General features: G+C 64.0%; 28 protein-coding genes. 18 read left to right on the forward strand and 10 right to left on the reverse strand.

Features of this window, described 5'->3' with window-relative positions; translation table 11 throughout:
• Positions 1–296 precede the first annotated feature (296 nt).
• Entirely contained in the window at positions 297–1,331 is a 1,035-nt protein-coding gene (hemE, locus tag IVA87_RS11000) for a uroporphyrinogen decarboxylase (RefSeq protein WP_247300970.1), read from the reverse strand.
• 106 nt (positions 1,332–1,437) lie between these two features.
• Between hemE and IVA87_RS11005 the strand changes: the two genes are divergently transcribed.
• On the forward strand, positions 1,438–1,653 hold the full coding sequence (locus tag IVA87_RS11005) for a hypothetical protein (protein WP_247300969.1): 216 nt from the start codon (positions 1,438–1,440) through the stop codon (positions 1,651–1,653).
• Between the two features lie 175 nt (positions 1,654–1,828).
• On the forward strand, positions 1,829–3,733 hold the full coding sequence (locus tag IVA87_RS11010) for a diguanylate cyclase (protein WP_247333544.1): 1,905 nt from the start codon (positions 1,829–1,831) through the stop codon (positions 3,731–3,733).
• 9 nt (positions 3,734–3,742) lie between these two features.
• Here the strand turns inward: IVA87_RS11010 and IVA87_RS11015 are convergent, their stop codons facing one another.
• Both IVA87_RS11015 and IVA87_RS11020 read right to left on the reverse strand, forming a co-directional pair.
• Positions 3,743–3,961 (reverse strand): SlyX family protein, encoded by a 219-nt coding sequence (locus IVA87_RS11015; RefSeq protein ID WP_247300967.1) that lies wholly within the window; start codon positions 3,959–3,961, stop codon positions 3,743–3,745.
• Complete coding sequence (locus tag IVA87_RS11020; protein ID WP_247300966.1) at positions 3,951–4,703, reverse strand: rhodanese-related sulfurtransferase; 753 nt, start codon at positions 4,701–4,703, stop codon at positions 3,951–3,953. Before IVA87_RS11020 ends, IVA87_RS11015 begins: the two co-directional genes overlap by 11 nt.
• 200 nt (positions 4,704–4,903) lie before the next feature.
• Between IVA87_RS11020 and ggt the strand changes: the two genes are divergently transcribed.
• From ggt to IVA87_RS11045, 5 genes are all read left to right on the forward strand, one after another.
• Entirely contained in the window at positions 4,904–6,490 is a 1,587-nt protein-coding gene (gene ggt / locus IVA87_RS11025) for a gamma-glutamyltransferase (protein ID WP_247300965.1), read from the forward strand.
• Between the two features lie 216 nt (positions 6,491–6,706).
• Positions 6,707–7,270 carry a (2Fe-2S)-binding protein gene (locus IVA87_RS11030; protein WP_247333553.1) on the forward strand — a complete coding sequence of 188 codons (564 nt, stop codon included), beginning with the start codon at positions 6,707–6,709 and terminating at the stop codon, positions 7,268–7,270.
• A gap of 4 nt (positions 7,271–7,274) precedes the next feature.
• On the forward strand, positions 7,275–8,291 hold the full coding sequence (locus tag IVA87_RS11035) for a xanthine dehydrogenase family protein subunit M (RefSeq protein ID WP_247300964.1): 1,017 nt from the start codon (positions 7,275–7,277) through the stop codon (positions 8,289–8,291).
• Positions 8,292–8,293: 2 nt separating this feature from the next.
• Positions 8,294–10,585 (forward strand): xanthine dehydrogenase family protein molybdopterin-binding subunit, encoded by a 2,292-nt coding sequence (locus IVA87_RS11040; protein ID WP_247300963.1) that lies wholly within the window; start codon positions 8,294–8,296, stop codon positions 10,583–10,585.
• A gap of 59 nt (positions 10,586–10,644) precedes the next feature.
• Positions 10,645–11,109 carry an FKBP-type peptidyl-prolyl cis-trans isomerase gene (locus IVA87_RS11045; protein WP_247300962.1) on the forward strand — a complete coding sequence of 155 codons (465 nt, stop codon included), beginning with the start codon at positions 10,645–10,647 and terminating at the stop codon, positions 11,107–11,109.
• Between the two features lie 154 nt (positions 11,110–11,263).
• Here the strand turns inward: IVA87_RS11045 and IVA87_RS11050 are convergent, their stop codons facing one another.
• Positions 11,264–11,482 (reverse strand): CsbD family protein, encoded by a 219-nt coding sequence (locus tag IVA87_RS11050; RefSeq protein WP_247300961.1) that lies wholly within the window; start codon positions 11,480–11,482, stop codon positions 11,264–11,266.
• 127 nt (positions 11,483–11,609) lie between these two features.
• Here IVA87_RS11050 and IVA87_RS11055 point away from each other — a divergent pair, with 127 nt between their 5' ends.
• From IVA87_RS11055 to IVA87_RS11065, 3 genes are all read left to right on the forward strand, one after another.
• Positions 11,610–12,122 carry a cupin domain-containing protein gene (locus IVA87_RS11055; RefSeq protein WP_247300960.1) on the forward strand — a complete coding sequence of 171 codons (513 nt, stop codon included), beginning with the start codon at positions 11,610–11,612 and terminating at the stop codon, positions 12,120–12,122.
• Between the two features lie 129 nt (positions 12,123–12,251).
• On the forward strand, positions 12,252–12,680 hold the full coding sequence (locus IVA87_RS11060) for a VOC family protein (RefSeq protein WP_247300959.1): 429 nt from the start codon (positions 12,252–12,254) through the stop codon (positions 12,678–12,680).
• Positions 12,681–12,714: 34 nt separating this feature from the next.
• The gene (locus tag IVA87_RS11065; RefSeq protein ID WP_247300958.1) at positions 12,715–13,203 is read left to right on the forward strand and encodes a VOC family protein; all 489 of its coding nucleotides are present in this window, start codon (positions 12,715–12,717) and stop codon (positions 13,201–13,203) included.
• Between the two features lie 119 nt (positions 13,204–13,322).
• Here the strand turns inward: IVA87_RS11065 and IVA87_RS11070 are convergent, their stop codons facing one another.
• Both IVA87_RS11070 and IVA87_RS11075 read right to left on the reverse strand, forming a co-directional pair.
• Positions 13,323–14,450: a hypothetical protein gene (locus tag IVA87_RS11070; RefSeq protein ID WP_247333546.1), complete on the reverse strand. Its 1,128-nt coding sequence runs from the start codon at positions 14,448–14,450 to the stop codon at positions 13,323–13,325.
• Positions 14,451–14,452: 2 nt separating this feature from the next.
• Positions 14,453–15,148 carry a FecR family protein gene (locus IVA87_RS11075; RefSeq protein WP_247300956.1) on the reverse strand — a complete coding sequence of 232 codons (696 nt, stop codon included), beginning with the start codon at positions 15,146–15,148 and terminating at the stop codon, positions 14,453–14,455.
• A gap of 199 nt (positions 15,149–15,347) precedes the next feature.
• Between IVA87_RS11075 and IVA87_RS11080 the strand changes: the two genes are divergently transcribed.
• Positions 15,348–16,628, forward strand: a complete 1,281-nt coding sequence (locus IVA87_RS11080; protein ID WP_247333549.1) for a phospholipid carrier-dependent glycosyltransferase — start codon at positions 15,348–15,350, stop codon at positions 16,626–16,628.
• Positions 16,629–16,685: 57 nt separating this feature from the next.
• Here the strand turns inward: IVA87_RS11080 and IVA87_RS11085 are convergent, their stop codons facing one another.
• The gene (locus tag IVA87_RS11085; protein ID WP_247300954.1) at positions 16,686–17,327 is read right to left on the reverse strand and encodes an OmpA family protein; all 642 of its coding nucleotides are present in this window, start codon (positions 17,325–17,327) and stop codon (positions 16,686–16,688) included.
• Positions 17,328–17,698: 371 nt separating this feature from the next.
• Here IVA87_RS11085 and IVA87_RS11090 point away from each other — a divergent pair, with 371 nt between their 5' ends.
• From IVA87_RS11090 to IVA87_RS11100, 3 genes are all read left to right on the forward strand, one after another.
• The gene (locus tag IVA87_RS11090; protein ID WP_247300979.1) at positions 17,699–17,935 is read left to right on the forward strand and encodes a hypothetical protein; all 237 of its coding nucleotides are present in this window, start codon (positions 17,699–17,701) and stop codon (positions 17,933–17,935) included.
• Positions 17,936–18,055: 120 nt separating this feature from the next.
• A complete protein-coding gene (locus IVA87_RS11095) occupies positions 18,056–18,301 on the forward strand; it encodes a hypothetical protein (RefSeq protein ID WP_247279554.1) in 246 nt (81 codons plus the stop codon).
• Between the two features lie 102 nt (positions 18,302–18,403).
• The gene (locus IVA87_RS11100) at positions 18,404–19,570 is read left to right on the forward strand and encodes a crosslink repair DNA glycosylase YcaQ family protein (protein WP_247300953.1); all 1,167 of its coding nucleotides are present in this window, start codon (positions 18,404–18,406) and stop codon (positions 19,568–19,570) included.
• 3 nt (positions 19,571–19,573) lie between these two features.
• On the opposite strand, the gene IVA87_RS11105 is transcribed toward IVA87_RS11100, so the two are convergent.
• Together IVA87_RS11105 and IVA87_RS11110 are read right to left on the reverse strand one after the other, a co-directional pair.
• Positions 19,574–19,819, reverse strand: coding sequence for a zinc-binding dehydrogenase (locus IVA87_RS11105; RefSeq protein WP_247300952.1), 246 nt, complete (start codon positions 19,817–19,819; stop codon positions 19,574–19,576).
• Positions 19,820–19,879: 60 nt separating this feature from the next.
• Positions 19,880–20,731 carry an oxidoreductase gene (locus IVA87_RS11110; protein ID WP_247300951.1) on the reverse strand — a complete coding sequence of 284 codons (852 nt, stop codon included), beginning with the start codon at positions 20,729–20,731 and terminating at the stop codon, positions 19,880–19,882.
• Between the two features lie 116 nt (positions 20,732–20,847).
• Between IVA87_RS11110 and IVA87_RS11115 the strand changes: the two genes are divergently transcribed.
• Positions 20,848–21,399, forward strand: coding sequence for a TetR/AcrR family transcriptional regulator (locus tag IVA87_RS11115; RefSeq protein ID WP_247300950.1), 552 nt, complete (start codon positions 20,848–20,850; stop codon positions 21,397–21,399).
• Here IVA87_RS11115 and IVA87_RS11120 read toward each other — a convergent pair.
• Positions 21,396–21,830, reverse strand: coding sequence for a DUF2809 domain-containing protein (locus tag IVA87_RS11120; RefSeq protein WP_247300949.1), 435 nt, complete (start codon positions 21,828–21,830; stop codon positions 21,396–21,398). The genes IVA87_RS11115 and IVA87_RS11120 overlap by 4 nt on opposite strands.
• A 77-nt stretch (positions 21,831–21,907) precedes the next feature.
• On the opposite strand from IVA87_RS11120, the gene IVA87_RS11125 reads away from it, so the two are divergent.
• From IVA87_RS11125 to IVA87_RS11135, 3 genes are all read left to right on the forward strand, one after another.
• Complete coding sequence (locus IVA87_RS11125; RefSeq protein ID WP_247300948.1) at positions 21,908–23,230, forward strand: MFS transporter; 1,323 nt, start codon at positions 21,908–21,910, stop codon at positions 23,228–23,230.
• 276 nt (positions 23,231–23,506) lie between these two features.
• Positions 23,507–24,613, forward strand: a complete 1,107-nt coding sequence (locus IVA87_RS11130) for an efflux RND transporter periplasmic adaptor subunit (RefSeq protein ID WP_247300947.1) — start codon at positions 23,507–23,509, stop codon at positions 24,611–24,613.
• Between the two features lie 263 nt (positions 24,614–24,876).
• The coding region (locus IVA87_RS11135) for an efflux RND transporter permease subunit (protein WP_247333551.1) at positions 24,877–26,271 on the forward strand (1,395 nt) is incomplete at its 3' end.

Here is a 26,271-nt window from a genome sequence, read left to right on the forward strand (position 1 = left end):
TCGAGGACACGAACGAAGCTCTCGATCGCCCGGACTGCGTTATCCGGACCGACATAGTCCTCAATCCGAGCAGGAAGCAGGCTGGCCTGGTCGCGGCTCCTCGCCGGTCTTGAATGTGCGATTCGTCATGAACAAAGCGTACACCGACCAACGAAAATGCCCGAGTTCTTGCCCAGCCTCGACGTGTCAAACGCGCCGGGTGAGTCATGCCGGCTTAGATTTTTCAATGACTTGTCTACTGTGCATGGGGTTGTTTTCGCGCTTTTTGTTTTGCCGCGCCCCACCTGCGAAATAAATCAGCCCCGCACGCGCTTCAGCATCTGCTCGACATGGGCGATCGGCGTTTCCGGCTGGATGCCGTGCCCGAGATTGAAGATCAGCCGCCCTTGCGCAAAATTCGCCAGTACGTCGTCGACGGCGCGGTCGAGCGCGGTACCCCCAGTGATCAGCACCAGCGGGTCGAGATTGCCCTGCACGGCGACCTTGCTCTGCACGCGCTCGCGGATGAAGCCCGGCTCCGCGGTCCAGTCAATGCTGACCGCGTTGACGCCGGTTGCCTCGACATAGGCCGGCAGCTGCGCGCCGGCGCCGCGCGGGAAGCCGATGATCTTCGCATCCGGCACCTTTGCGCGCACGCCTTCGACGATGCGCCGCGTCGGCTCGGCCGACCAGCGCGCGAACTCTGCCGGCGGCAGCACGCCGGCCCAGGTGTCGAAGATCTGCAAGGCGTCGGCGCCGGCGGCGAGCTGCGCCAGCAGATATTCGACCGAGTTGTCGACCAGCACGTCGATGATCTCTGCAAACGCCCCCGGATGCCGGTAGGCCATCATGCGCGCCGGTGCCTGGTCGGGCGTGCCCTGGCCGGCGACCATGTAGGTCGCTACCGTCCACGGTGCGCCGCAGAAGCCGATCAGCGCGGCCTCGGGAGCGAGCGCGCCGCGCACGATCCGCAGCGCCTCAAACACGGGTGCGAGCTTGGAGAAGTCGGCCCGCGCGGCCAGCGTCGCAACCTTCGCCGGGTCATCCAGCGGTTCGAGCCGCGGGCCTTCGCCGACCTCGAAACGCACGGAGCGGCCGAGCGCATAGGGGATCACGAGGATGTCCGAGAAGATGATCGCGGCATCGAAGCCGAATCGCCGGATCGGTTGCAGCGTCACCTCCGCGGCAAGCTCCGGATTGAAGCAGAGATCGAGGAAGCCGCCCGCCTTGGCGCGCACCTCGCGATATTCCGGCAAGTAGCGGCCGGCCTGCCGCATCATCCACATGGGGGGGATGGCTTGGCGCTGGCCGGAGAGCACGTCAATGAAGGGCTTTGGCGCAGACTGGGGCACGAATGGTCCTGAAGAGAGTTATGGCTCCTGATACACTGCCGCGGCCCCCAGCGGAACAGGGGAACCAGCGCGATTGGGCCGCGTTGACCAGCCAATGGAGGAGATCATGGCTGAGAGATTCAACCCTGCGCCGCACGACAAGCATGCCGATGACCTGCGCGAGGCGCTCGCCGCCGATCGCAACGCCAAGCTCGACGGCGGTCTGAAGGATACGTTCCCGGCCTCCGATCCCGTCAGCGCCGCGCAACCGACACCCTCGAAGGCGGATGCGGATGCCGAGCACCCCACGCTCTGGGAGAAAGTTAAGGCCATCTTCAGCTAGCGGGCGGGGGAGCCGTTCCCGATAGGCGCGGTAATGTTCTGTTAGCGATGCGCTGATGCTTGCGTCCGTACGAGTACGGGAAACAGGGCATATCGCCGCGCATTACCGCGGTAACTTCAGAGTTCAATAACAGAAGCGGCAGAGTTTCCGAAAAGATCGGAGAATTCTCTGCCGCATGAGTGCTGCCACCCAAAGAGCCGGATGGAGCCGTCTGCCGCTGCGCGCGGCGGCGTTCGTCGTGCTGACCTGCGCGACCATTCTCGGGGTCAGCGGCTGGCGCGAATGGGCCGCGCGCGATGCGGTGCTCAAGGGTGCCGAGACCGAAATGGCGAACGTTGCCCGTTCGCTGACACAGCATGCAGAGGACAGCCTCGATCTGCTGGATTCCGGCGTCGTCGGCGTCGTCAGCCGGCTGGAGATGGACGGCGCCGGTCCAGCCACGATCGCGAAGCTGCGCACCCTGCTGGAAGCGCGCAAGAGGGCCGTCGAGCGCATTCACAGCCTCGCCATCATCGACGATCAGGGCAATTGGCTGACCTTGCCCGGCACGATCGGCTCGACCTTCAGCGACGACGCGTTCTTCCGTCATCATCAGCTCTCTGCGAAGCGAGAGGCCCATGTCGGCCGTCCCGTGAAGAGCCTGCTGGACGGCGAATGGGTCGTCACCCTGTCGCGTCGCTTCAACAAGCCGGACGGCAGCTTCGGCGGCGTGGTGCTCGCGACCATCAGCTCGAAATATCTTTCGCATTTCTACGAGCAGTTCGAGATCGGCCGCAACAGTTCGGTGGCGCTGACGCATGGCGAGGGCCTGATCGTTGCGCGCAACTCGAGCAACGACAAATTCGTGGGCCGCAACGTCGGCGACACGCCGCTGTTCCGCGACGCCAGCCTGCAGCGACCGGGCGGCGCCTATCATTTCAAGTCGCCGCTGGATGGCGTCCAGCGGGTCAGCTTCTTCAAGCGCAGCAGCCGTTACCCGTTGGTCCTGCTCGCCACCGTTGACAAGGACGAACTGCTGGCGCCCTGGCGCGCAGCCGCGATCTCCCGCATGCTCCACGTGGTCGCCCTCGTGATGCTGATCGCGGTCATCGGTGCCGTGCTGGTGCGGCAGCTGCAACGGGGCCAGCGCATGGCCGCGGCCCTGATCGAGAAGGAGGCTCACTTCCGCCTGCTCGCGGAAGGCTCTAGCGATATGGTGACCCGCATCGGGCTCGACGAGCGGCTGCGCTATGTCTCGCCCTCGTCGGTGCGCCTCGTCGGCTGGCGCGCCAATCAACTGATCGGCACGCCGGCGCTCGCGGGCGTCAATCCGGAGGATCGGCCGCAGGTTCAGGCGATCGTCGACGCCATGAAGCGTGGCGAGAAGGAGGAGGCGCGCCTCGTCTATCGCAACTCGCACCGGGAGAACGGCGAAGTCTGGCTCGAATCGACCATGCGGGTGACACGCAAGGACAACGGCAACCTCGACGGCGTGGTGGCGATCTCGCGCGACATCACCGAACACAAGAAGCTGGAGACCAGGCTCGAGACGCTCGCGATCGAGGACAGCCTCACCGGCCTTGCCAACCGCCGCCGCTTCGACGAATGTCTGAAGGACGAGTGGGCGCGCGCCTATCGCGACCGCTCAAGTCTCGCCTTGCTGATGGTCGACGTCGACCACTTCAAGGCCTACAACGACGAATATGGCCATCCCGCTGGCGACGCCTGCCTCCGCGGGGTGGCGCAGGTCATCGCGGCCGAGATGCAGCGTCCGGGCGATCTGGCGGCACGCTATGGCGGCGAGGAGTTCGCTATGCTGCTGCCGAACACTGATGCCGAGGGCTGCGCCCGGATCGGCGACCGGATTCGACGGGCGATCCGCGAGGCGGGCCTCGTTCACACCACCAACTGTGCCACCGGTTGCGTTACCGCTTCGCTCGGAGGCGCAGCCTGCCGGCCGGTGCTGGAGCGCACGGCGGGCGTGGCCTCGCTCGTCGAGGCGGCCGATCAGGCGCTCTACGGCGCGAAAGAAGCCGGGCGCAACCGGTTGATGATGTCGGGCGAGGTGGCCAGCCTAATGCTCAAGGTGTCCGGTCAGTAGCTCATCGTTTCAATAATGCGGCGGGCGCTCGTTGGCAGGCCCCGGCGCATTCGCCTCGGCATCCTGGAGCCGTTCACTGAGCTGCGCGATCTGCCGCGTCAGCGCATCGATCTGCTTCCACTGTGCGGTGATCGTCTGGTTCAGCGTTTCGATAGTATCGTCCTGATAGCTGAGGCGCATCTCCAATGTGTCGATGCGCTCGCTCAGCGTCTTGATCTCATTCGTCACGGCCGTGCCCCTTGTCGAGTTCGCGCAAAGCGTGGCGGAGCGCGACGCGCTCGTCGAACACGAAGCACTCGCCGCGCCAGCGGCTCTGCGTCTCCGGCACCTCTGCCAGATATCTCAGGATGCCGCCCTTGAGGTGATAGACCTCGGCAAAGCCGCGCGCGAGCAGATGCGCGCTGGCCTTCTCGCAGCGAATGCCGCCGGTGCAGAACATCGCGATCCTGCGGTGCTTGGCCGGATCGAGCTGATCGGCGGCAAAGTCCTTGAACTGGCCAAAGCTCTTGATGCCGGGATCGACCGCGCCCTCGAACGTGCCCATCGCCACCTCGAAGGCGTTGCGGGTGTCGAGCAGCAGCGTGTCGGGTGCCGCGATCAACGCATTCCATTCGGCGGCGTCGACATACGTGCCGACCTTCTTGGTCGGATCGGCGGCCGCATCGCCGAGCGTGACGATCTCCTTTTTCAGCCGCACCTTGAGCCGGCGGAACGGCATCGCCGCCGCGGTCGAGAATTTGAGCTCGAGATGGTCCAGCCTGCCGCCGAACATGTCGCCGTGCGCGAGCTCGTGAGCGAAAGCGTCGATCGCCTCCGGCGGGCCCGCGACGGTGCCGTTGATGCCCTCCTGGGCCAGCAGCACGCTGCCCTTCAGGGCCAGGCTAGCACAGAATGCACGCAACGGCTCGCGCAGCTCCCGGTGATCCGGGAGGGCGGCGAATTGGTAGAAGGCGGCGACCTTGTAAGTCATGGCGGCTCGTTTAGCAGGCGACGGCCGCCCGGAAAACCCGCTATGGCTGAAGCCGCGAACCGTGCATATACGCCCAGCGGATGGCAGCCATTTCATTGGTATGCCAGCATTGCTCCGGCGGGCCGGAATATGCCATGTAGGCCGGGTTTTTCCGAGCTGGCGCGCCGTCGCGCCGGACGTCCAAGAAAGCAAGAATTCGCATGAGAAACTTCCATTTCCCCGGCAGGTCCACGGTCCACGCCACCAACGCGATGGTGGCGACCTCGCATCCGCTGGCCTCGCTCGCCGCGATCGAGGTGCTGCGTGAGGGCGGCACGGCGGTGGACGCGGCGGTCGCCGGCTCGGCCGTGCTTGGCGTGATCGAGCCGCAATCGACCGGTATCGGCGGCGACTGCTTTGCGCTGATCCAGCCGCGGGGCGAGGGCAAGATCATCGCCTATAACGGCTCCGGCCGCGCGCCGAAAGCGGCGAACGCCGACTGGTATCTCGAGCGCAAGATCAATTCCGTGCCGCTGACCTCGGCGCATGCGGTGTCGATTCCGGGCGTGGTCGACGCCTTTGCCACCGTGTTGCGCGATCACGGCAAGTTCGGCTTCGACCGGCTGCTCCAGCCCGCGATCAAGGCGGCTGAAGAAGGTTATGTCGTCGCGCCGCGCATCGCCTTCGACTGGAAGAACCAATTCGAGAAGCTGAAGGGTGGCACCAACACCGTGCGTTATTTGTTGCCGGGCGGAAAGCCGCCGGTGGCCGGCGACCTCATCCGCCAGCCGGAGCTCGGCAACACGCTGCGCGCGATCGCCAAGGACGGTCGCGACGCCTTCTATAAGGGTCCGATCGCGGAAGACATGGTCGAGACCCTCAGGGGCATCGGCGGCCTGCACACGCTCGACGATTTCGCCGCGCATACGACGGAAGTGACCACGCCGATCGGCACCATGTACAAGGGCTATGACGTCTGGCAGTGCCCGCCGAACGGACCCGGCCTCACCATGCTGCTGATGCTCAACATCCTGTCGCGGTTTGACCTGAAGAAATATGCACCGCTCAGCATCGAGCGTTTCCATCTCGAGGCGGAAGCCGCGCGCATCGCCTACATGCATCGCGAGCTGCATGTCGCCGATCCCGACCACATGCAGATCGAAGTCGCCAAGATCCTCGCCAAGGAATTCTGCGACGAGCACATCGCCAAGATCCGCATGGACGGCATGCTCGACCTGCCCAACGTCGCACCGCCGATGAATCCCTCGACCATCTACATCACGGTGGTGGACAAGGACCGCAACGTCTGCTCGTTCATCAACTCGATCGCGCATTCCTTCGGCTCGGCGATCGTCTCGGACAAGACCGGCGTCTTGTTCCAGAACCGTGCCGGCGGCTTCCGCATCCAGCCGGGCCATCCCAACTGCATCGCGGGCGGCAAACGGCCGCTGCACACGATCATGCCGAGCCTGCTCACCAAGGGCGGCCGCTCCGTGATGCCGTTCGCGGTGATGGGCGGACAATATCAGCCGGTCGGCCAGACCCATGTGCTGACCAACATCCTCGACTATGGCTGTGACGTGCAGGAGGCGATCGACATGCCGCGCGGCCTGCACTACGAGGGCCAATATCAGCTCGAGGACAGCGTGCCAGCCGCGATCGTCGAAGGCCTGAAGAAGCTCGGCCACAAGACCACCAGCGTGGTCGGTCCGCTCGGCGGCGCCCAGGCGATCTGGATCGATTGGGACAAGGGCACGCTCACCGGCGGTTCCGATCCACGCAAGGACGGTTGCGCGCTGGGCTATTGAGGCCGCCCGCGCGGTTCCCCGCAAGATCAGGAAAAGTTGACGAAGGGCGGCGCGGCATTTGCTGCGTCGCCCTTTCTCGTTCGGAACGGAGCTCATGCCTTCAGGTTAAGGGGCGATGAGCGGTGCAGGCGTGTGCTGCTTGGTTCGAAGCAGTGGAGGCCGTCCATGTCCCATAAATCAAGTTCCAAAGCATCCGCATTCGATCGGCGCGCCTTTATGGTGGGCGCTGCCGGCAGTGCGCTTGTTCCGATCACGGCGCGCGCAGCCGCGGGGGATACAAGCGCGTCAGTCGCACAAGATCCGGCGCTTCCTCTCGAGGTCACCCTCCACGTCAACGGCAAGGACAAGCGCCTGAGCATCGATCCGCGCACCACGGTGCTCGACGCGCTGCGCGAACACCTCAAGCTCACCGGCAGCAAGAAGGGCTGCGATCACGGCCAGTGCGGTGCCTGCACGGTGCTGATCGACGATCGGCGCGTGCTGTCGTGCCTGACGCTTGCGCTCGCCGCCGAGCGACAGGAGATCACGACGATCGAAGGGCTTGCCACCGACGACCGTCTGCATCCGATGCAGCAGGCCTTCATCGACAACGACGCATTCCAGTGCGGCTATTGCACGCCCGGCCAGATCATGTCCGCTGTGGCCTGCGTCAAGGAGGGCCATGCAAACAGTGAGGCCGATATCCGCGAATATATGAGCGGCAATATTTGTCGCTGTGCCGCTTATCCCAATATCGTCGCCGCCGTGAAGCAGGCCGCGCCCGAGATCATGAAAGGCTAGGCGCATGCGACCGTTTTCGTATCAGAGGGCAACAGACCCTGACATGGCCGTGCAGGCACTCAGCGCCGCCGCGGCCGCGAACAATCCGCTGACCCAGGCCGCTGCGCAGCCGCTCGCCGGCGGCACCACGCTGATCGACCTGATGAAACTGGATGTGATGCGGCCGGCCGCGATCGTCGATATCAATCCGCTCGCGCACGGCTGGTCGGCGATCGAGTCAACGGGCGATAATTTGCGGCTCGGCGCGCTCGCAAAGATGTCCGACGTCGCCGCGCATGACGGCATCCAGCGCAACTACCCGGTAATTGCCAATTCGCTGAAGCTCGCTGCCAGCGCCCAGCTACGCAACATGGCGACGCTCGGCGGCAACGTGATGCAGCGGACGCGTTGCAGCTATTTCCGCGATGTCTCCTACGAGAATTGCAACAAGCGCCATCCCGGCTCCGGTTGCGCCGCGATGGACGGCGTCAACCGCATGCATGCCGTGCTCGGAATCTCCGACCAGTGCATCGCGACCTATCCCGGCGATTTCGCCCAGGCGCTGATCGCGCTCGACGCCGTGGTCGAGATCACGGGCAAGGCCGGCACGCGCAGCATGCCGTTCGCCCAGCTTCACAAGGCGCCAGGCAGTACGCCAGACATCGAGACCACGCTGCAACCCGGCGAGCTGATCTCGGCCTTTGCAGTGTCCGGACGCTGGCCGCGATCGGTGTATCTGAAGGCGCGCGACCGCCAATCCTACGAGTTCGCGCTGTCTTCGGCTGCGGTCGCGCTCGACGTGCAGGACGGCACGATCAAGGATGCGCGCGTCGCGCTCGGCGGTGTCGCAACCGTGCCCTGGCGAGCGCGCGAAGCGGAGGCGCTGCTCAAGGGACAAAAATTCGACGAAGCCTTAGCACAACGCGTCGCCGATGCCGCGTTCGCAGACGCGAGGGGGCGGCGGCACAACAGCTTCAAGATCGCGCTCGGCAAGCGCGTGGTGGCACGCGCGCTCCAGCAGGCCGTAACGATGGAGATCTGATCATGACTGCTGCTGCTCCCGAGCCGAAGACAAACATGGGCCAGCCCGTGCCGCGCTATGACGCCGTCGTAAAGGTGACGGGACGCGCCACCTATGCGTCGGACATGCCGCTCGCCGATCCCGCCTATGCGTTTCTCGTCACCAGCGCCATCGCCAAGGGGCGAATCGATCGCTTCGACCTGGATGAAGCCAAGCGTGTCCGCGGCGTGATCGACATCGTCACGCACGAGAATGGGCCGAAGCTGAAGGAGTCGAAGCTCTTCAGCAATGGCGGCTATGCGGGCACGACGATCCAGCCGCTGAAATCGGCCGACATTGCCCATGATGGCCAGATCATCGCGGTGGTCATTGCCGAAAGCTACGAGGCGGCGCGCGAGGCGGCCAACCGCGTCAAGGTCAGCTACACAGCCGCCGCGCCGAGCGCGACCTTCGACTCGCCCGGAACGACCATTGCGGCCGCGAAGGGGCAGAATGCCCAATTCAAGGAAGACCCGAAGGTCGGCAACTTCGCAAAGGCGTTCGAGGAGGCCGAGGTCAAGCTGACCGCGTCCTACGACACCCCGACACAGCACCACAATCCGATGGAGCTGTTCTCGACGAGCTGCGCCTGGATGGGCGACGAACTCGTCATCTACGAGCCGAGCCAATTCGTCTACGGCCTGAAATATGGCGTCGCCGAACAGCTCGGCATCGACGCCGACAAGGTCCGCGTGGTCAACCCCTATGTCGGCGGCGGCTTCGGCTCGCGCGGCTCGATGACGCCGCGCACCGCCATCATCGCCGCCATTGCGAAGCGCCTGAACCGGCCGATCAAGCTGGTCCCGACCCGCGACCAGGGCTTTACCATCACCACCTATCGCGCCGAGACCCGCCACGAGATCAAGCTGGGTGCGAGCCGTGATGGCAAGCTGCTGGCCTTAAAACATGAGGGCTCCGAAGTCTCTTCGCGCCCCGACGCCTATTGCGTCGGCGGCACCAAGACCACGACGCGGCTCTATGCCTGTCCGAATGTCGACAGCCTCGTCTCGATCGTGCGCGCGGACCGCAACACGCCCGGCTTCATGCGTTCTCCACCGGAGGTGCCGTATCTGTTTGCGCTGGAGAGCGCGATGGACGAGCTTGCGGTGAAATTGAACATGGATCCGGTCGAGCTCCGCCGTATCAATGATACCACCGTTGAGCCGATTGGCGGCAAGCCCTACACGTCGCGCTCGCTGATGGCCTGTTTCGACGAGGCCGCCAAGGCGTTCGGCTGGGCGCAACGCTCGCCGCAGCCGAAATCGATGTCGGATGGCGACTGGCTGATCGGCTATGGCTGTGCCGCCACCTGCTATCCGACCCAGATGGGCCCGGCGGCCGCGCGCGTGCGCCTCCAGCGCGACGGCCGCACCCGCGTCGAGATCGCCGGCCACGAGATCGGGACCGGCGCCTACACCGTCATCGCCCAGACCGCCGCCGAGCGGCTCGGCGTGCCGCTCGAGAAGGTTGCGGTCTTCATCGGCGACAGCGATCTGCCGCCGGCGCCTGTTGCCGGAGGCTCGAATTCGACGGCCAGCACCTGCTCCGTGGTGATGATGGTATGCGATCAGATCCGCCAGCGCCTGTTCAAGGCGGCGATGCCAAGCCAGAGCCTGACGGACAAGGCCAAGGAGACCGTCGGCATCGGCCAGACACCGGCCACACAGGCGGCGAAAGGTGACCGCCCGCTCGACCTCGAGAAGGCCTTCGACGCGCTCGGTGTCGGCGTCGTCGAGGAGTATGGCGAGTGGAAGCCGGAGGGCGCGCCGCTGGATTCCTTCCGCGCCATGCACAGCGGGCAGGTGCGGCTCGTCGGCGGTCACGCCATGAAAGACCAGATCGCCTATGCCTTCGGTGCTGAGTTCGTCGAGGTCCGCGTCAACCGCTTCACGCATGAGATCCGCTGTCCCCGTCTGGTTGGTGCGTTCGCGGCAGGCCGCATCATGAATCCGCGCACCGCGCGCAGCCAGCTGATGGGCGGGCTGATCTGGGGCATGTCGTCGGCGCTGCTGGAGGCTACCGAGATCGACGAGCGCAACGCGCGCTACGTCAACGACAACTTCGCCGACTACCTCGTGCCCGTGAATGCGGACGTGCCCGGCGTCGAGGTCATCCTGCTCTCCGAGCAGGACGATCACATCAACCCGGCAGGCGTGAAGGGTGTCGGTGAGCTCGCCAATGTCGGTACCAATGCGGCGATCTGCAACGCGATCTATCACGCCACCGGCCAGCGCATCCGCAAGCTCCCGGTCCGGCTGGAAAATATCGAGCTGTAGGGGTGGAAACCCCACCCGCGTTGCGCTAGACACCTCCCGCCTCAAACGGAAGGTGCCTCATGCAGCGTTTCCAACGCGCGCTCCTCGCCCTGATGTCGGCACTCGCGATCACCGTGATTGCCAGCGCGTCGCATTTCGTGTCCACCACGGCCTCGGCCCAGACCGCAGGAAAGACCATGACCACAGCTTCAGGCTTGCAGATCATCGATAGCGTCGCCGGCACTGGCGCTTCGCCCAAGGCGGGCCAGATCTGCGTGATGCACTATACCGGCTGGCTCTACGAGAACGGCCAGAAGGGCAAGAAATTCGACTCGTCCGTCGACCGCAACGAGCCGTTCGAATTCCCGATCGGCAAGGGCCGCGTCATCGCCGGCTGGGACGAGGGCGTCGCTTCGATGAAAGTCGGCGGCAAGCGCACGCTGATCATCCCGCCGCAACTCGGCTACGGCGCCCGCGGTGCCGGCGGCGTGATCCCGCCGAACGCGACGTTGATGTTCGACGTGGAATTGCTCGCGGTAAAGTGACGGCGCAGCCGTCATTCCGGGATGGTCCGAAGGGGCAGACCCCGGAATCTCGAGATCTCGGGTTCGATGCTGCGGATCCGCGGATGGCTGAGCAAGACAAACAAAAAGACCGGCCTTCCGGCCGGCCTTTTCTTCGCTTTCAGCGATGCGCGCGCTACTCCGCGGCGCGCTTTGCCGCAGCGGCGGCACGATCCATTGCCTCCTTCGCGGCGTCCTTGGCATCGCCCATGGCCTGCTGGCCCTTGCCCTTCACTTCCTGAACTGCGCCTTCGCCCTTCATGCGATCGGAGCCAGTGGCTTCGCCGATGCCTTGCTTGGTCTTGCCGATCGCCTCGTTGGCATTGCCCTTGATCTTGTCGGTCGTGCTACCCATGCAACTCTCCTTCGGGTTTGCTCGCGACGACAACGTCTCATGACTACGAGGGTTCCGAATTTGCTGTGGCTCGCAGGCGTGGCTTTGGGTTAGTTTGCCGCGCAAGGAACCAACAGAAAGCAGTCCCATGACCGGCCATGACCACACGCATTCGCACCATGCACAGGATCACGACGATCGCTGGAAACATGACGGCGTACGCGTCATCCCGGGCAACCAGCTCGATACGAATGTGCCATCGACGGCAGGTATGGACCGCGCGGCCGCGATCAACTTCGCGCGGGTCGGCGCCCAGAAATTGTGGGCGGGCACGGTGAGCATCAAACCCGACGCCAAGACCGGCGCGCATCACCACGGCCATCTCGAAAGCGTCATCTATGTGGTGAAGGGCAAGGCCCGGATGCGCTGGGGCGAGCGTCTGCAATTCACCGCGGAGGCAGGCCCTGGCGATTTCATTTTCGTGCCGCCTTACGTCCCGCATCAGGAGATCAACGCCAGTCCCGACGAGGTGCTGGAATGCGTGCTGGTGCGCAGCGACGGCGAGGCGGTCGCGATCAATCTCGATATCGAGCCGGTCGAGAAGCCCGAAACCGTGCTGTGGATCGACCCCGTTCACCGCGATCCCAACGAGAAGAAGTAAGGCGCCCCGAGGAGGAGCGAGGTTCGGAGCGACGGAACCTTGCAGCAGAAGGTCAAAAATATTCGGAAGCCATGTCGGATGGCCGCCGGCTGGTCCGTCCTTGGGCAGAACCCCGCCAAGGAGCCTCCGATGCCCAAGATGATCTTCGTCAATCTGCCGGTGACCGACCTCAGGCGCGCCACTGCCTTCTACGAGGCGATCGGCGCGGTCAAGAACCCCCAATTCTGCGATGAGACAGCGAGCTGCATGGTCTTTTCCGAGACCATTTTCGCCATGCTGCTGACCCACGACAAATTCCGTCAATTCACGCCGAAGCCGATCGCGGATGCCAAGACCTCGAACCAGGTCCTGTTCTGCCTGTCCGCCGAGAGCCGCAGCGAGGTCGACGATATCGTCGGCAAGGCTGAGGCTGCGGGCGGGGTGGCCGATCCCAGTCCGAAGGACGAATACAGCTTCATGTACGGCCGCAGCTTCGAAGATCCGGATGGCCATATGTGGGGCGTGAACTGGATGGATCTCGCCGCGGCCCCCTTGCAGCCCGACATGGCGACGGCCTGATCCAAGCCCGCCAAGATCGAACAGGAGCATTCAAATGTCGAAGGTTACGCCCTGCCTGTGGTTCAACGGCGACGCTGAAGAAGCCGCCAATTTCTACGTCTCCCTGCTGCCCGATTCCAAGATCGTGCACGTCCAGCGCAACGTCTCCGATGGCCCCTCCGGCAAGCAGGGTTCGGTGCTCGTCGTCGAGTTCACGCTCGGCGGACAGCGCTTGGTCGCGCTGAATGGCGGAATGAAAATGGAGTACACCCACGCGCTGTCGCTGATGATCGATTGCGATGACCAGGCCCAGGTCGACAGCGTCTGGAGCGCGTTCCTGGCGCATGGGGGCAAGGAAGAAAGGTGCGGCTGGGTCAGGGATCGCTGGGGCGTGGCCTGGCAGGTGGTGCCGAAGGCGATGTTCGAATTCTTGTCGAGCCCCGACAAGGCGGCGGCCGCGCGCGCGATGCAGGCCATGATGAAGATGGTCAAGCTCGATGTCGATGTTCTGCGTCGAGCGTTCGAGGGCAAGTCGGCGGCGTGAGAGCCGGACGGATGCCGTACGGTGGGCAAAGGCGCATTCGCGCCGTGCCCACCAGCGTTCTCAAGGCGAGAGAAAAGCGCTGGGCGCACTTCGCTTCGCCCACCGTACGAGACTGTGCCTCAATAACTAATCCTAAGCCCCACGCCGCCGTGGATGGTGTTGCCGACCGGCTGCGGGCCCAGCGTGCCGTTGGCGAACAGATCCACGATCCAGCCCTTTTGCACGCGGAAGCCGAGGCGGCCGCCATATTCGAACCAGCCCTGGTTGCCCATGGTCGGGACCACCACGCCGTTGCCGGTCACGGTCGCCACGATGCCGCCGTGGCTCGCAAAGGACTGGACCCAGCCGCCGTTGATGTTGGCCTCAATGTTGCTGCCGTAGAGATGCGTCCACTGGCCGCCGATCTTCACCAGGCTGGTGCGGTCGGTGCCGGTCGCAATCGCGGCGTCGAACGGATTGAAAGCCACTGCGCCGTCGGTGTAGCCCGACACCCGCTGCCAGAGCTGCCAGACCTCGACGGAGGCCGCGACCTCGTCGCGCGGCGACAGGCGGCTCATCCAGCCGGCGCGGCCATAGACGGCGTAGTTCGAGGCGTTGGTCGAACTGGTCACGCTCACGGGCCCGAGGCTGGTGTCGTAGCCGCGCGTGTAGCGCGCCTTCTCCCAGGGCGTCAGGATCGTGCCGACGTCGAAGAACGGGCGCGACGAGCCCCAGTCGGTGAAGTCATAACGTAGCGCGAAGGCACCGATCGGTGCGCTCGTGATCTTGTAGCCGCCCTCGTTGTAGTGCGTGTAGGCGATGCCGGCGAGCAGCGACAGATTGTTGGTCAGCTCCTTGCGGCCATGGATGCCCGCGGAGAACGAGCCGGCCGAGCCGAACGCGCTGATGCAGTCGCTGCAATTGACCTGCTCGTTGACGCCGAGCAGCACCGTGCCAAGCACACGGTTGGTGATCATCTGGTTGAAGCGCTGATTGGCGAGGCCGCGAATCGAATTGCCGCTGGAATCCGCGCCGGTCGGTGTCGGGCTCGGAGACGGAGATGGGCTCGGAGCGGGCGCAGGATCCGGGCTCGGCGAGGGGGAGGGCGTTGGGGACGGTGAATAGGTCGGGTAAGGCGTCGGCTCACCGCATTCGGATCCGCACGTCGCCTGGGCTACAGCCGATCGAATATCCAGCGCAAACGCAAGCGCAGCCAAGGTGGCCAGCGCGCCGGCGCGGACCAAGCGCTTGAAGCGGAGTTTCGCCATTGTCACCGCCCGCACAGCATGCCGTCGTCTTGGACGGCAGGTGTGATGGTCGGCGAGGCGGCGGCATATTGGTTGACCGCGCAAAGCCCGGCATTTGCGGCGCAGTTGGCGGCGAACGTCCAGGGCGGGGTATTGGACTTGGTGATGCCGGACTTGCCGCCGGTGGAGGTGATGATGGCGGTGTCGCCGGGCTGGGTGAGCTGCACGCACTGGGAGCTCTTCGTGCAGACGCTGGCCGCGCCGTCCTGAAGCACGACGACGGATCGGCCATGCTGCGAGAGGATGTCGAGCGTGGTGCCGCGTACGCCGATGGTTGCGAGCGGGGTCGTGATCTTGTAGGCGGTCTTGTCGGAATGTCCGGTGACGAAGCGGAATGCGCCGGTGGTCATGCGGATCGCGACGTCGCGATAGCTGTGCTCGTCGTTGAAGACGGTGCGGTCGAGCTTCAGCGTCGCGCTCGGGCCCAGTGACAGATTGGTGCTGTCGGCCATGACGAAGCGCGCCGCGCTGTCAGCGCCGGTGCGCACAGTCTCGTCGCGCAGCATGCTGTCGCCGACACTAATCGGCGTGGTGCTCGCGGCCACGCGCACCACTTCGTTCTGGATCACGACGGCCTCGCCGACGCGCGTCTGCGCCTGCGCGCCAGGGCACAATGCGGCCGACAACAGAGAGGAGAAAAGCCAGAAACGCAAATTCATTTCGCAACCGATCGACGTGTCCCTGATCGTACCGGATCGCGCGCGCTTAGGATGTGGCGGAATTATCACAAGCGGCGTGGACGTGCGTTATGCTTAGTGACAGTTGCGGCAGAATGCGTTCAATGAAAACTGCGATCTCTTTTTTGTCCGCGGTGACGCCAATTTGCCACGCAAAACATCTCCACAGCCGACGCTCGAATTGTCCGCGGTTCCAAAGGTGTCGCGGAGCGCAGTGATTGCTGTCGCGATTTTCCTGGTTGCTCATCTGGCGCTGCTGCTCGGTCTTTCGACGCCAGAGAAGTTCGTCTTCGACGAGGTGCATTATGTGCCGGCGGCGCGGCAGATGCTGACGCCTGCGATGTCGCAGCCGATGCTCAATCCGATGCACCCGCCGCTGGGGAAGGAGCTGATCGCAGCATCGATCGCAGCCTTCGGCGACAACGCGTTTGGCTGGCGGTATCCGGCGACCTTGTTCGGCGCGCTCGCGGTGGTCGCGATCTATCTGTGCGGCCTCGCGCTGTTCTCTGCGCAAGGGCCGGCGATCGCAGCCGCGCTGATCACTGGCAGCAACCAGATGCTCTACGTGCAGGCGCGCATCGCCATGCTCGACATCTTTGCGCTCGGCTTCGGCCTGCTCGCGACCGCCGCCTTCATGCATGGTTTTCGAAGAGAGCGGCCGCATGCGCTGTTCGCGCTCGCGGGCGGCCTGTTCGGCTGTGCTGCGGCCTGCAAATGGAGCGGCCTGTTTCCACTGGCCGTCTGCATTATGGTCCTTGGGGTGATTCGCCTGATGCAGGGCTGGCACACGCTGTTCGCCGACGCCAAGCCGAGCGACTGGTATCGGCCCGATCTCTGGCCCGGCTTTCGGGTACAGCATGCCGCGCTCTGCTTCGCCCTCCTGCCGGCGTTGACGTATCCTGCCGCTTTCGTTCCGCTGTACGGATTGTCGTTGCCGGATTTGGTCGAGGCGCAGCGGCGAATCTTCGCTGACAACACCACGACGGCGATCGCCGGCCACACCTATATGAGCGCGTGGCCATCCTGGCCGTTGCTCGCCCGCCCGGTCTGGTTCCTGTTCGACAAGACGGCGGAGGACAGCGTCGCCGCGATCGTCTTCCTCGGCAATCCGCTGGTGTTGTGGCCGGCGCTGCTCGCGCTCGCGGTCGTGCTCCGCGACTTCATCGTGGCGCGGCGCTGGGATGCATTCCTGATCGCGGCGTTCTATTTCGGCCCCTGGCTCGCCTGGGCGCTGCTGCCACGCACGCTGGGCTTCATTTACTACTACCTGCCGGCTGCGACCGCGGCGTCGCTTGCGCTGGTCTATGTTCTGCGCCGGGACGGATTGCCGCGCTGGCTGCTGTGGGCCTATGTCGGCATCGCCGCCGCCGGCTTTGCAGCCCTGCTGCCGATCTCCGCGGCCTTTGTCGGCAGCTCAATGCGAACCTTCGGCCGATTGATGCTGTTCCAGAGCTGGATATGACATCGCCGCCTGCCGGGTTACAGCAGGCGGCGCGTTTCGTCACGCGTAACTAGGCGATCATTTCGACGCGGTCTTGGTGTCCATGTTCACGACCTGGACGCGGCGGTTGACCGGGTCGGCGCCGTTGGCGGCATCCTTCAGCTTGGTCTCGCCGTAACCGACAGTGACGAGATCAGCGCCGTTCAGGCCATAGTTCTGCACCAGGTACTTCTTGATGGTGTCGGCGCGCCGCTCGGAGAGCCCTTGATTGTACTCCTCGCCACCGGTCGCGTCGGTGTGGCCCGCGACGACGAAGGTCGAACCCTTGAGCGTCGGATCGGACAGCGCTTTGCCGAGCGCCTGCACTGATGCCACCGAGGTCTTGGCGATCTCGGCCGAGTTGTAGTCGAACTGGATCTCCAGATCGATCTTCGGCTTGGCGGCCGCGAGCTCAGCGATCTGCTCGCGCTCGCCGGTCGAGAGCGACCGGGTCGAGCGGTTGCGCACGGTGTTGAGGAACGTCGATTCCTTGGCCTGCGCGGTGGGATCGGCCTGCGGCCCAACGGACAGGCCGCGGGTCACCGGCTTCGGCTTCAATGCATCCAGGATCTGGCCCGCGGAGACGTTGTTGTCGCCGGCCAGCGCAAGGTTTGCCGTCATCGACAGGGCCGCCGAGAGAGTAATCGCCTTCAATCCAAAAAATTTATCGAAACGGGTCATTGTCGTATCCTCGCTGTATGCCTGATGGCGATTTGATGCTGTGAGCATAGGGAAGGTTCAAAGGCCCCGATGTGATCCTTGTCACATTCGAAATCACGAGCCGGGGGCCACTGTGTTCGTTCCGGCTTGCTTCGAGCCAGCTCTCTGGCCGTTCCCGGCCATCCGCGTTCGCCGATCGTCGCAAAGGCGTCGGCCCAAGGCCCGCCCACGAACAAGAATTCGTCCAGATGCGCGCCTAGCAGGCTTTGATCATTCAACAATTCGTCCGCGAGGGAGGCGAGTTCCGTCCAGTGCCGAGGCCAAGTGACTACCAGCGTGACTACCAGTTCTATCGCAGCGGCCCGCCGGATCGGACAGTGTCCCTGAGCTCAATGCCAATCTATATCGGCGCGGCGATGATCGCGGTGGCGATCCTGCTGTCGACATTGATCACGGGGCTGACCTCCCGCTATGTCGGCCTGGAAGCGCCGACCGAGGATAATATGTGGCTGGTCGATCGTCTCACTGGCAGCGTCTATCGCTGCCAGTCGGAGGGGCGCGGCAAGGCATCCTGCGAGCCGGACACTGCTACGGGCAGCCTCGGGGAGCGCCCAAAAGCCGCACGCTAAGGGGGGCTATCGCTGCGGCGCAGCAACGAAAATGTCTTCTCCCTGAAAACTTGTCGCTGAAGAATGGCTCTTGCGTTGGGCCGGCACGACGCCGGTTTTGTTCTACGGAGGAGACACTCGATGAAGATGTTGCTTTCGGCTGTTGTGCTCGCGGTGTTCGCGGCCTCGCCGGCTTCTGCGGCAAAGATGCAACCCTGTACAGGCGAGGCTATCGGCAAATCGATGACCGCAATGGGAACCGTGGATTCGCCCGCCAAACAGGCGATGGCCAAGGAAATGGCTGCGGCCAACACCGAGATGAGCAAAGGCAATATGCGCGGCGCCTGCATGCATTACATGAAGGCGCAGAAGATGGGCGCGAAATAGTGAGCAGTTCGCTGACAGATCGCGCTGTCAGCAGATGGCAGCGCGGTTTTCTTTGGCTGTCTTGTTTGCCTCAGCGCGAATCCCGCTACATTGCATCCTGCAATGTCCCGCGCTCCCAAGCCTCTCCCCCTCTCGACGACACAGGCCAGGCAGATCTGGCTGCATGCCCAGCGGCTGGACGAGCGTACCCCGTTCGGCGAAGGCGCGCAGGCCGTCGCGCATGCGGTCGCTCATCTCGGCTATGTGCAGATCGACACCATCAACGTGATCGAGCGCTGCCACCACCACATCCTGTTCAGCCGCATCCCGTCCTACCGCCGCGCTGATCTTCGCCATGCCCAGAGCGTCGACCGAAGTGTGTTCGAATACTGGACGCATGCGCTGTCCTACGTGCCGGCGAGCGACTTCCGCTTCTTCCTGCCGGCGATGCGCGAGCACCGGCGCGAAGGGCACAAATGGTTCAACTCGGTGAAGCCGGCCGACACGCGCAAGGTGATGCGGCTGCTGCGCGCCGCTCCGCTCACGATCCGCGACATCGAGGACGACGTGCTCGTCGAGAAGGAACATTTGTGGCAGAGCCGCAAGCCGTCGAAGCGGGCCTTGCAACTTGCCTTCTATACCGGCGCTGTGACCATCAGCGAGCGCCAGGGCATGCTCAAGACCTATGAGCTGACGACGCGCCATTTTGGCTGGGACAAGCTGCCGAAGCCGGCCTCGGCCAAGGAGATCACGGCCTATCTGCTCGACCGCGCGCTGCGCTCACAGGGTGTGGTCAGTCTGGATTCGGTCTGCCATCTCGATGCGCCGCGCAAGAAGGCGGTGGCGGGGCTGATCGCCTCGCGCGTGCGCCGCGGCGAGCTCGTGCCTGTCGCGATCGACGGCGCGGGCAAGCAGGAGCATTGGGCGGTGCCTGCGGTGCTCGAGTCCACCGGCGCGGCGGCGTCGCCCGATCTCGTCCATATCCTGTCGCCGTTCGATCCGCTGATCATCCAGCGCAAGCGCACCAATCTCATCTTCGGCTACAACCATCTGTTCGAAGCCTATGTGCCGAAGGCCAAGCGCAAGCTCGGCTATTTCGCGCTGCCCGTGCTGGTCGGCGACGAGATCGTCGCCGCGCTTGATCTCAAGACGGACCGGCAGGCCAAGAAGCTCTTGATGCAGAAATGGACCTGGGTCGGCGAGGGCAAGAAGACTGCAGGCCGCAAGGAGCTCAAGCGCAAGATCGAGGACGAGCTCGACCGGTTCGAGCGGTTTCAGCTTGCGGAGTGAGCCTCACCTCATCTGGACAACGACTTTCCCCTTGGCCCTGCCCTTCGCAAGATAGCCAAGGGCGTCCTTTGCCTGCGCGAACGGAAATACCTTGTCGATCACCGGCCGAATGTGACCCGCCGTGAGAATGTCCGAGATCTGCGAGAGCTGCCCCCCGTCCGGATGCACAAACAGGAACGAATATTCGACGCCGCGTTTTCCAGCGCCGCGAATGATCTTGCGGCTCAACAGGCCGAATAGGAACACCATGAAGAAGTTCATGCCTCGGGCACGGGCGAATGCAGCGCCGGGAGCGGCGCACGCGCGCCGTCAAAAAGCTCGTGGGAGACGAGCGGACCGTGACGGCTGAGCCGCATCAAGTCGGAGGTCCTTTCGAATCCCGGCATCGACCAGGCCGGCGGGCGCAAACCTGCGTAGAAGTCGCAGGCGGTTCGCGAGCTTGCCGGCTGTGTATCGAATTTTCGGATGCGTCGCGTTTGCCGCCTTCAATACGGCGTCGGCGACCACATCCGGCGATTCGGCGGTTGCCATGACCTCGTTCACCCGCTTGCTCACCGCCGCGCGTGCTTCGCGATACTCGTCGAGCTTGACGTCCGGTTCGATGAAGTTCGCGTCGAACGGTGTCTTCGTGTAGGCGGGTTCGATGGTGGAGACCCTGATACCCCGCGTGCGCAGCTCGTGGTCAAGCGATTCCGAATAGCCTTCCACGGCGTGCTTGGTCGCCGCATAGAGCGCTCCATAGGGCATCGGCAGAAAGCCAAGGACGGAGCTGATATTGATGATGCGGCCGCTGCCCTGACGGCGCATCTGCGGCAGGACGGCGCGCGTCACCCGGATCAGCCCAAAGAAGTTAGTCTCAAAAATCGAGCGGGCCTGCTCGATCGAGCTCTCCTCCGCGCCGGCAGGGGCAACGCCGAATCCGGCGTTGTTCACGAGTAGATCGATGCGACCCTCGCGCCCGATCACCTCGCTGACGGCCGCTGTGACGGATTCGTCGCTGGTCACGTCGAGGGCCAGCATCTCGAATGGCCGCTTGCCTGCCTGAACTCCGCGTCGGCTGGTGCCGTAAACTCTATAACCGGCTGTTGCGAGCCGCTGCGCGGTGGCTTCGCCGATGCCCGACGAGGCGCCTGTCACGAGAGCAATCTTTACCTTGGTCATGACTTTCTCCTAGTGATCGGCGCTGCGCCCGCCAGATTTTGATGGCGATCGTAATGTTTGAATTAGATGACGATCGTAATTATAATTGTCAAGGCCTCTGATTCGGGAGTTCGGACATGCGCGTGTCCAAGGAGAAGGCGGCCGACAACCGCGAGCGAATTCTAACGGCGGCCTCACGCCTGATCCGGGAGCGCGGGATCTCCGGCGTCAGCGTCGACGCGCTGACCGAAGCCGCCGGCATGACGCATGGCGGCCTTTACAGCCAATTTGGCTCCAAGGAGCGGCTTATCGAAGAGGCGGTCGCCGAAGCGATCGTCTCCAAAGGACGCGAACTCCGTGAAACCACCACGGTCGGCGATTATGTTTCCGAATATCTCTCGGTGGCGCACCGGAATGAACCGGGAAGCGGCTGCCCCTTTGCTGCCCTGTGCTCTGAAATGCATCGCCAGAGCCAAGGCGCGCGAGAGCGATTTACCGCCGGCGTGAGGGGCATGATCGGATGGCTCAGCGCCCGCATGGGAGCGGGGGCCGGCCAACGCAAGCGCGATGGGGACGCGATCGTGACTCTGGCCTCTCTGGTCGGAGCGGTTGTACTCGCCCGCGCCGTGAGCGATTCCAAATTGTCAGACGAGATTCTCCGCGCCACCAGGAAGAGGCTGGCTGGCTAGTCTTTGCCTAGGCTGCGCGTTTCCACAAGCCGATCCAGCCAGACGCCGAACACAATGCCGATCACGTAAGCCGCCAAATTCCATAACGAGAAGATGCGCCCGAGCAGCAGCGCGCCCGCGGTGGTCAGGCGGAACGAGTCAAGCCAAGGGGTATGCACCAGGCGGGAGAATTCCACGACGACCGCGATCACGACCGCGATAGCTGCCATCTGCATCCGCGTCAGCCGCGGCAGCAAAAGACCGACCAGCAGAAACACCATCGTCGCCCACAACAGCGAGCCGCCGTACTTCACGGCGAAGGCGGGCAGGCCGAGCGGAAGGCCGTACCAGCGCAGCGACAGCCCGCAGACGATCACCGCAAACGCGAGGCCGGCGCGGATCAGCGGTATCCGCAGCAGCGCAACGCGTTTATCCGGCTGCGCTCCGTGCATTGCTCGCTCCATTGACTCTTTGCCCGCGATGCTCAAAACCGCCTCTTAGCTACAAAAGCAACAACACGGGGGAAGCCATGAGCCAGACCACGATCTATGCCGGTTCCGTCGGCGCAGCCAAGTCGGAAATCGAGACCTCGACCATCCGCACTATCTCATGGCGCCTGATTCCGTTCCTGGTGCTCGCCTACTTCTTCTCCTATCTCGATCGCGTCAATCTCGGTTTCGCCGCGCTGACCATGAATGCGGAGCTGAAGTTCACGCCGCTGATCTTCTCCTGGGGCGCCGGCATCTTCTTCATCGGCTACTTCATCTTCGAGGTGCCGAGCAACCTCGCGCTGGAAAAATTCGGTGCCAGCCGCTGGATCGCCCGGATCATGGTGACCTGGGGCATCATCTCGGCGCTGATGGCGGCGGTCAGCGGCGTCACGAGCTTCTATGTCCTGCGCTTCCTGCTCGGCGTCGCGGAGGCCGGCTTCTTCCCGGGCATCATCCTCTATCTCACCTATTGGTATCCGGCCGAATATCGCGCCCGCTTTCTCGCGGCCTTCGCCATCGCCGTTCCGGTCTCGACCGTGATCGGCGCGCCGGTCTCGGGCCTCCTGCTCGGGCTCGACGGCCTGATGGGGCTGAAGGGCTGGCAGTGGCTGTTCATCATCGAGGGCATTCCTTCCGTGCTGCTCGGCATCGTCACTTGGTTTTATCTCACCGACAGGCCGGAGAAGGCGAATTGGCTCTCGGCCGAGCAGAAAGCCTGGCTCAAGGCCAAGCTCGATTCTGAGATCGCAATCAAGCAGGCGGTGAAGCATCCCTCGCTCGGCCAGGCGTTGTCGTCGCCGAAGGTGATCGCGCTCAGCCTGATCTATTTCGGCTTCGTCGGCGCGCTCTATGGCATGCAGTTCTGGCTGCCGCAGATCGTCAAGGCGTTCGGCCTCACCAACGCGCAGACCGGCTTCGTCACCGCGATTCCGTATCTGTTCGGCACCATCGGGATGGTGCTGTGGGCGCGGCATTCGGATGCGACACGCGAGCGCGTGATGCATGTCGGCGCGCCGCTGCTGCTCACCGCCGTTGCGCTCGGCATCTCCTCTTATCTCACCGATCCAGCCCTCACGATGGTTGTGCTGACGGTGGCGGCCATTGGGGTGTTCTGCTGCTTCGGCGTGTTCTGGACCTTGCCGACCGCCTGGCTGTCCGGCACCGCGGCGGCCGGCGCCATCGCCCTGATCAACTCGGTCGGCAACCTCGCCGGCTTCGGCGGGCCCTATCTGATCGGCTGGGTCAAGGAAGCCACTGGCCAAACCTCGACCGGCCTGCTCGTGCTCGCCGTCTTGCCGCTGATCGCCGGCCTCCTGGTCTTCGTCGGCGGCCATGACAGCAAGCACGAGTTCGCCGAATAGGAACGGCGAGGGAGCCTCTGCAGTGGGGCAAAGGGTGCTCTTCGCACGCCGTGCCCATCTTCTTCCCGCTTGCGACTGTCGTGGTGGCACGCGTCCGCCTTCTCTTCGAGCTACGGCGGACATCTCGCGTTGTCCGCCCTACCATCGCACCTTCCTGACAACAACAGGGTCCTTACCAGGCCTTAGCGATCACGGATTCCTGATGACTGACGATTATTGACTTTTGTCAGTAATTAATCGACATTCCTCTCATTCGAGATGCAGGAGTGTCCTTCGATGTTCGTCCGGTCGGTTTTGTCCAGCTATTCCAGGCTGTTGGCAGGTGTGTCGCTGGCCCTGATGGCCGCCGCACTGGCTGGGTGCAATGACACCGTCGCCGAAAAGGCCGAGCCGCCGCGGCCGGTTCTGGTCGCAACGGCCCATTATGAGGCCGAGACGCCGGAGCGGAGCTTCGTCGGGACCATCCGGCCGCGGATCGAGAGCGATCTCGGATTTCGCGTCGCCGGCAAGGTCGCAAAGCGCCTGGTCGAGGTCGGCCAGACCGTCGAAATCGGACAGCCGCTGGCGACTCTCGACGAGGTTGATCTGAAGCTCCAGGCCGAGCAGGCCGTTGCCGAGCTGACTGCCGCGACCGGCGTGCTGGCCCAGGCCGCCGCTGCCGAGCAGCGCGCCAAGGACCTGAAGGCCAAGGGCTGGACCACCGATGCTCAACTCGACCAGAGTCGCGCCGCCGCTGACGAGGCCCGTGCGCGCCTGAATCGGGCCGAGCGCTCGGTCGAGCTGACCAAGAATTCCCTTTCCTACGCGACGCTCAACGCCGACGCCCGTGGCGTCGTCACCGCAACGCTGATCGAGCCCGGCCAGGTGGTCGCCGCGGGCCAGGCCTCGATCCGTGTCGCCCGCTTTGCCGAAAAGGAAGCGGTCGTCGCCATTCCTGAGACGCTGGTCGGACGCGCCAAGTCGGGCGTCGCCAGCGTCACTCTTTGGTCCGAGCCGAACAAGAAGTACACCGCCAAGCTGCGCGAGATCGCGCCGGCGGCCGATCCGGCCACCCGCACCTATCTGGCAAAATTCTCGCTGCCCGAGGCCGACGACAAGGTCGCGCTCGGCATGACCGCGACGCTCACGCTGTCGGACGCCGCCACCGAGCGCGTCGCCCGGCTACCGCTATCGGCGTTGTTCAACGAAGGCGGCAAGCCGTCCTTCTACGTCGTCGACGACAACGGCGCGATTACGCTGAGGCCGGTGACGGTGAAGTCCTACGAGAGCAACGACGTCGTCATCACCGGCGGTGTCGAAGAGGGCGCCAAGATCGTCGCCCTTGGCGTGCAGAAGCTCGATCCGAGCCAGAGGGTGCGGATCGTGTCGTCGCTGAGTTTTTAGTTTTTGTCATTCCGGGGCGATGCGAAGCATCGAACCCGGAATCTCGAGATTCCGGGTCTGGTCCTTCGGACCATCCCGGAATGACGAAAGAAATGAGTTCCTCATTGCGAGGTGAGTTTCGGCCCGAGCGCAAATGCAAAGGCTGAAGCGGCGAAGCGATCCAGAACCTGCCCAGCCCCCTGGATTTGCTTCGCTGCCTCGCGATGAGGCCTTGAATAGAGCGGCTGTCGTTTTTGCAACTGGATCGTCTTTCGGAGAGTGCGATGAAGCGCTTCAACCTTTCGGCCTGGGCCGTCAGCCATCCGACGCTGGTGCTCTTCCTAATGATTGTGCTCGGCGTCGCCGGCTTCTTCTCCTACGAGAAGCTCGGCCGTGCCGAGGATCCGTTCTTCACGGTAAAGGTGGTCAACGTCTCCGTGATGTGGCCGGGGGCGACCGCGCAGGAGATGCAGACCCAGGTCGCCGATCCCATCGAGAAGAAGATCCAGGAGCTGCCCTATTTCGAGAAGGTGCAGACCTATTCCAAACCCGCCTTTACCGCGCTCCAGGTGACGTTCCGTGACAACACCCCGCCGAAGGATGTGCCCTATCTCTTCTATCTCCTACGCAAGAAGCTGGTCGACGTGCAGGGTCAGCTGCCGTCCGGCATTCTCGGGCCCGTCGTCAACGACGAATTCTCCGACGTCGATTCCATCCTCTACATGATGACCGGCGACGGCGCCGACTATGCTCAGCTCAAGAAGGTCTCGGAAGGATTCCGTCAGCGCCTCCTGAAGGTGCCCGGCGTGACCAAGGTCGACGTCTACGGCAATCAGGACGAACGCATCTTCGTCGAGTTCAGCCACGCCAAGCTCGCCACCCTCGGCATCACGCCGCAGGCGCTGTTCGATTCGCTCGCCAAGCAGAACAACGTGACGCCGGCCGGCACAGTCGAGACTTCGTCGCAGCGCGTGCCGCTGCGGGTCACTGGCGCGCTCGACGGCGCCAAGGCCGTGGCCGAGACGCCGGTCGAGAGCAACGGCCGCGTCTTCCGTCTCGGCGATATCGCCACCGTCACCCATGGCTATGTCGATCCGCCGAGCTTCGTCGTCCGCCAGGAAGGCAAGCCCGCGATCGGCATCGGCGTCGTCACCGCCAAGGGCGCCAACATCCTCGATCTCGGCAAGGAGGTCGAGAAGGCGACAAGCGAATTCATGAAGGCCGTGCCGCAGGGCATCGACGTCAGACTGATTGCCGACCAGCCCAAGGTGGTCGAGCACGCCGTCGGCGAGTTCGTGCACTCCTTCATGGAGGCGCTCGTCATCGTGCTGTTCGTCTCATTTTTGGCACTGGGCTGGCGCACCGGCATCGTGGTCGCGCTGTCGGTGCCGCTGGTGCTCGGCATCGTCTTCATTGTCATGAACACGATGTCGCTCGACCTGCACCGCATCACGCTCGGTGCGCTGATCATCGCGCTCGGTCTGCTCGTCGACGACGCCATCATCGCAGTCGAAATGATGGTGGTGAAGATGGAGCAGGGCTGGGATCGCATGCGCGCGGCGTCCTTTGCCTGGGAATCAACTGCGTTTCCGATGCTCACGGGAACGCTGGTCACGGCCGCTGGCTTCCTCCCCATCGGCTTTGCCAATTCCGCGGTCGGCGAATATGCCGGCAGCATC

The sequence above is a fragment of the Bradyrhizobium sp. 147 genome (assembly GCF_023073935.1).
Lineage (GTDB): Bacteria > Pseudomonadota > Alphaproteobacteria > Rhizobiales > Xanthobacteraceae > Bradyrhizobium.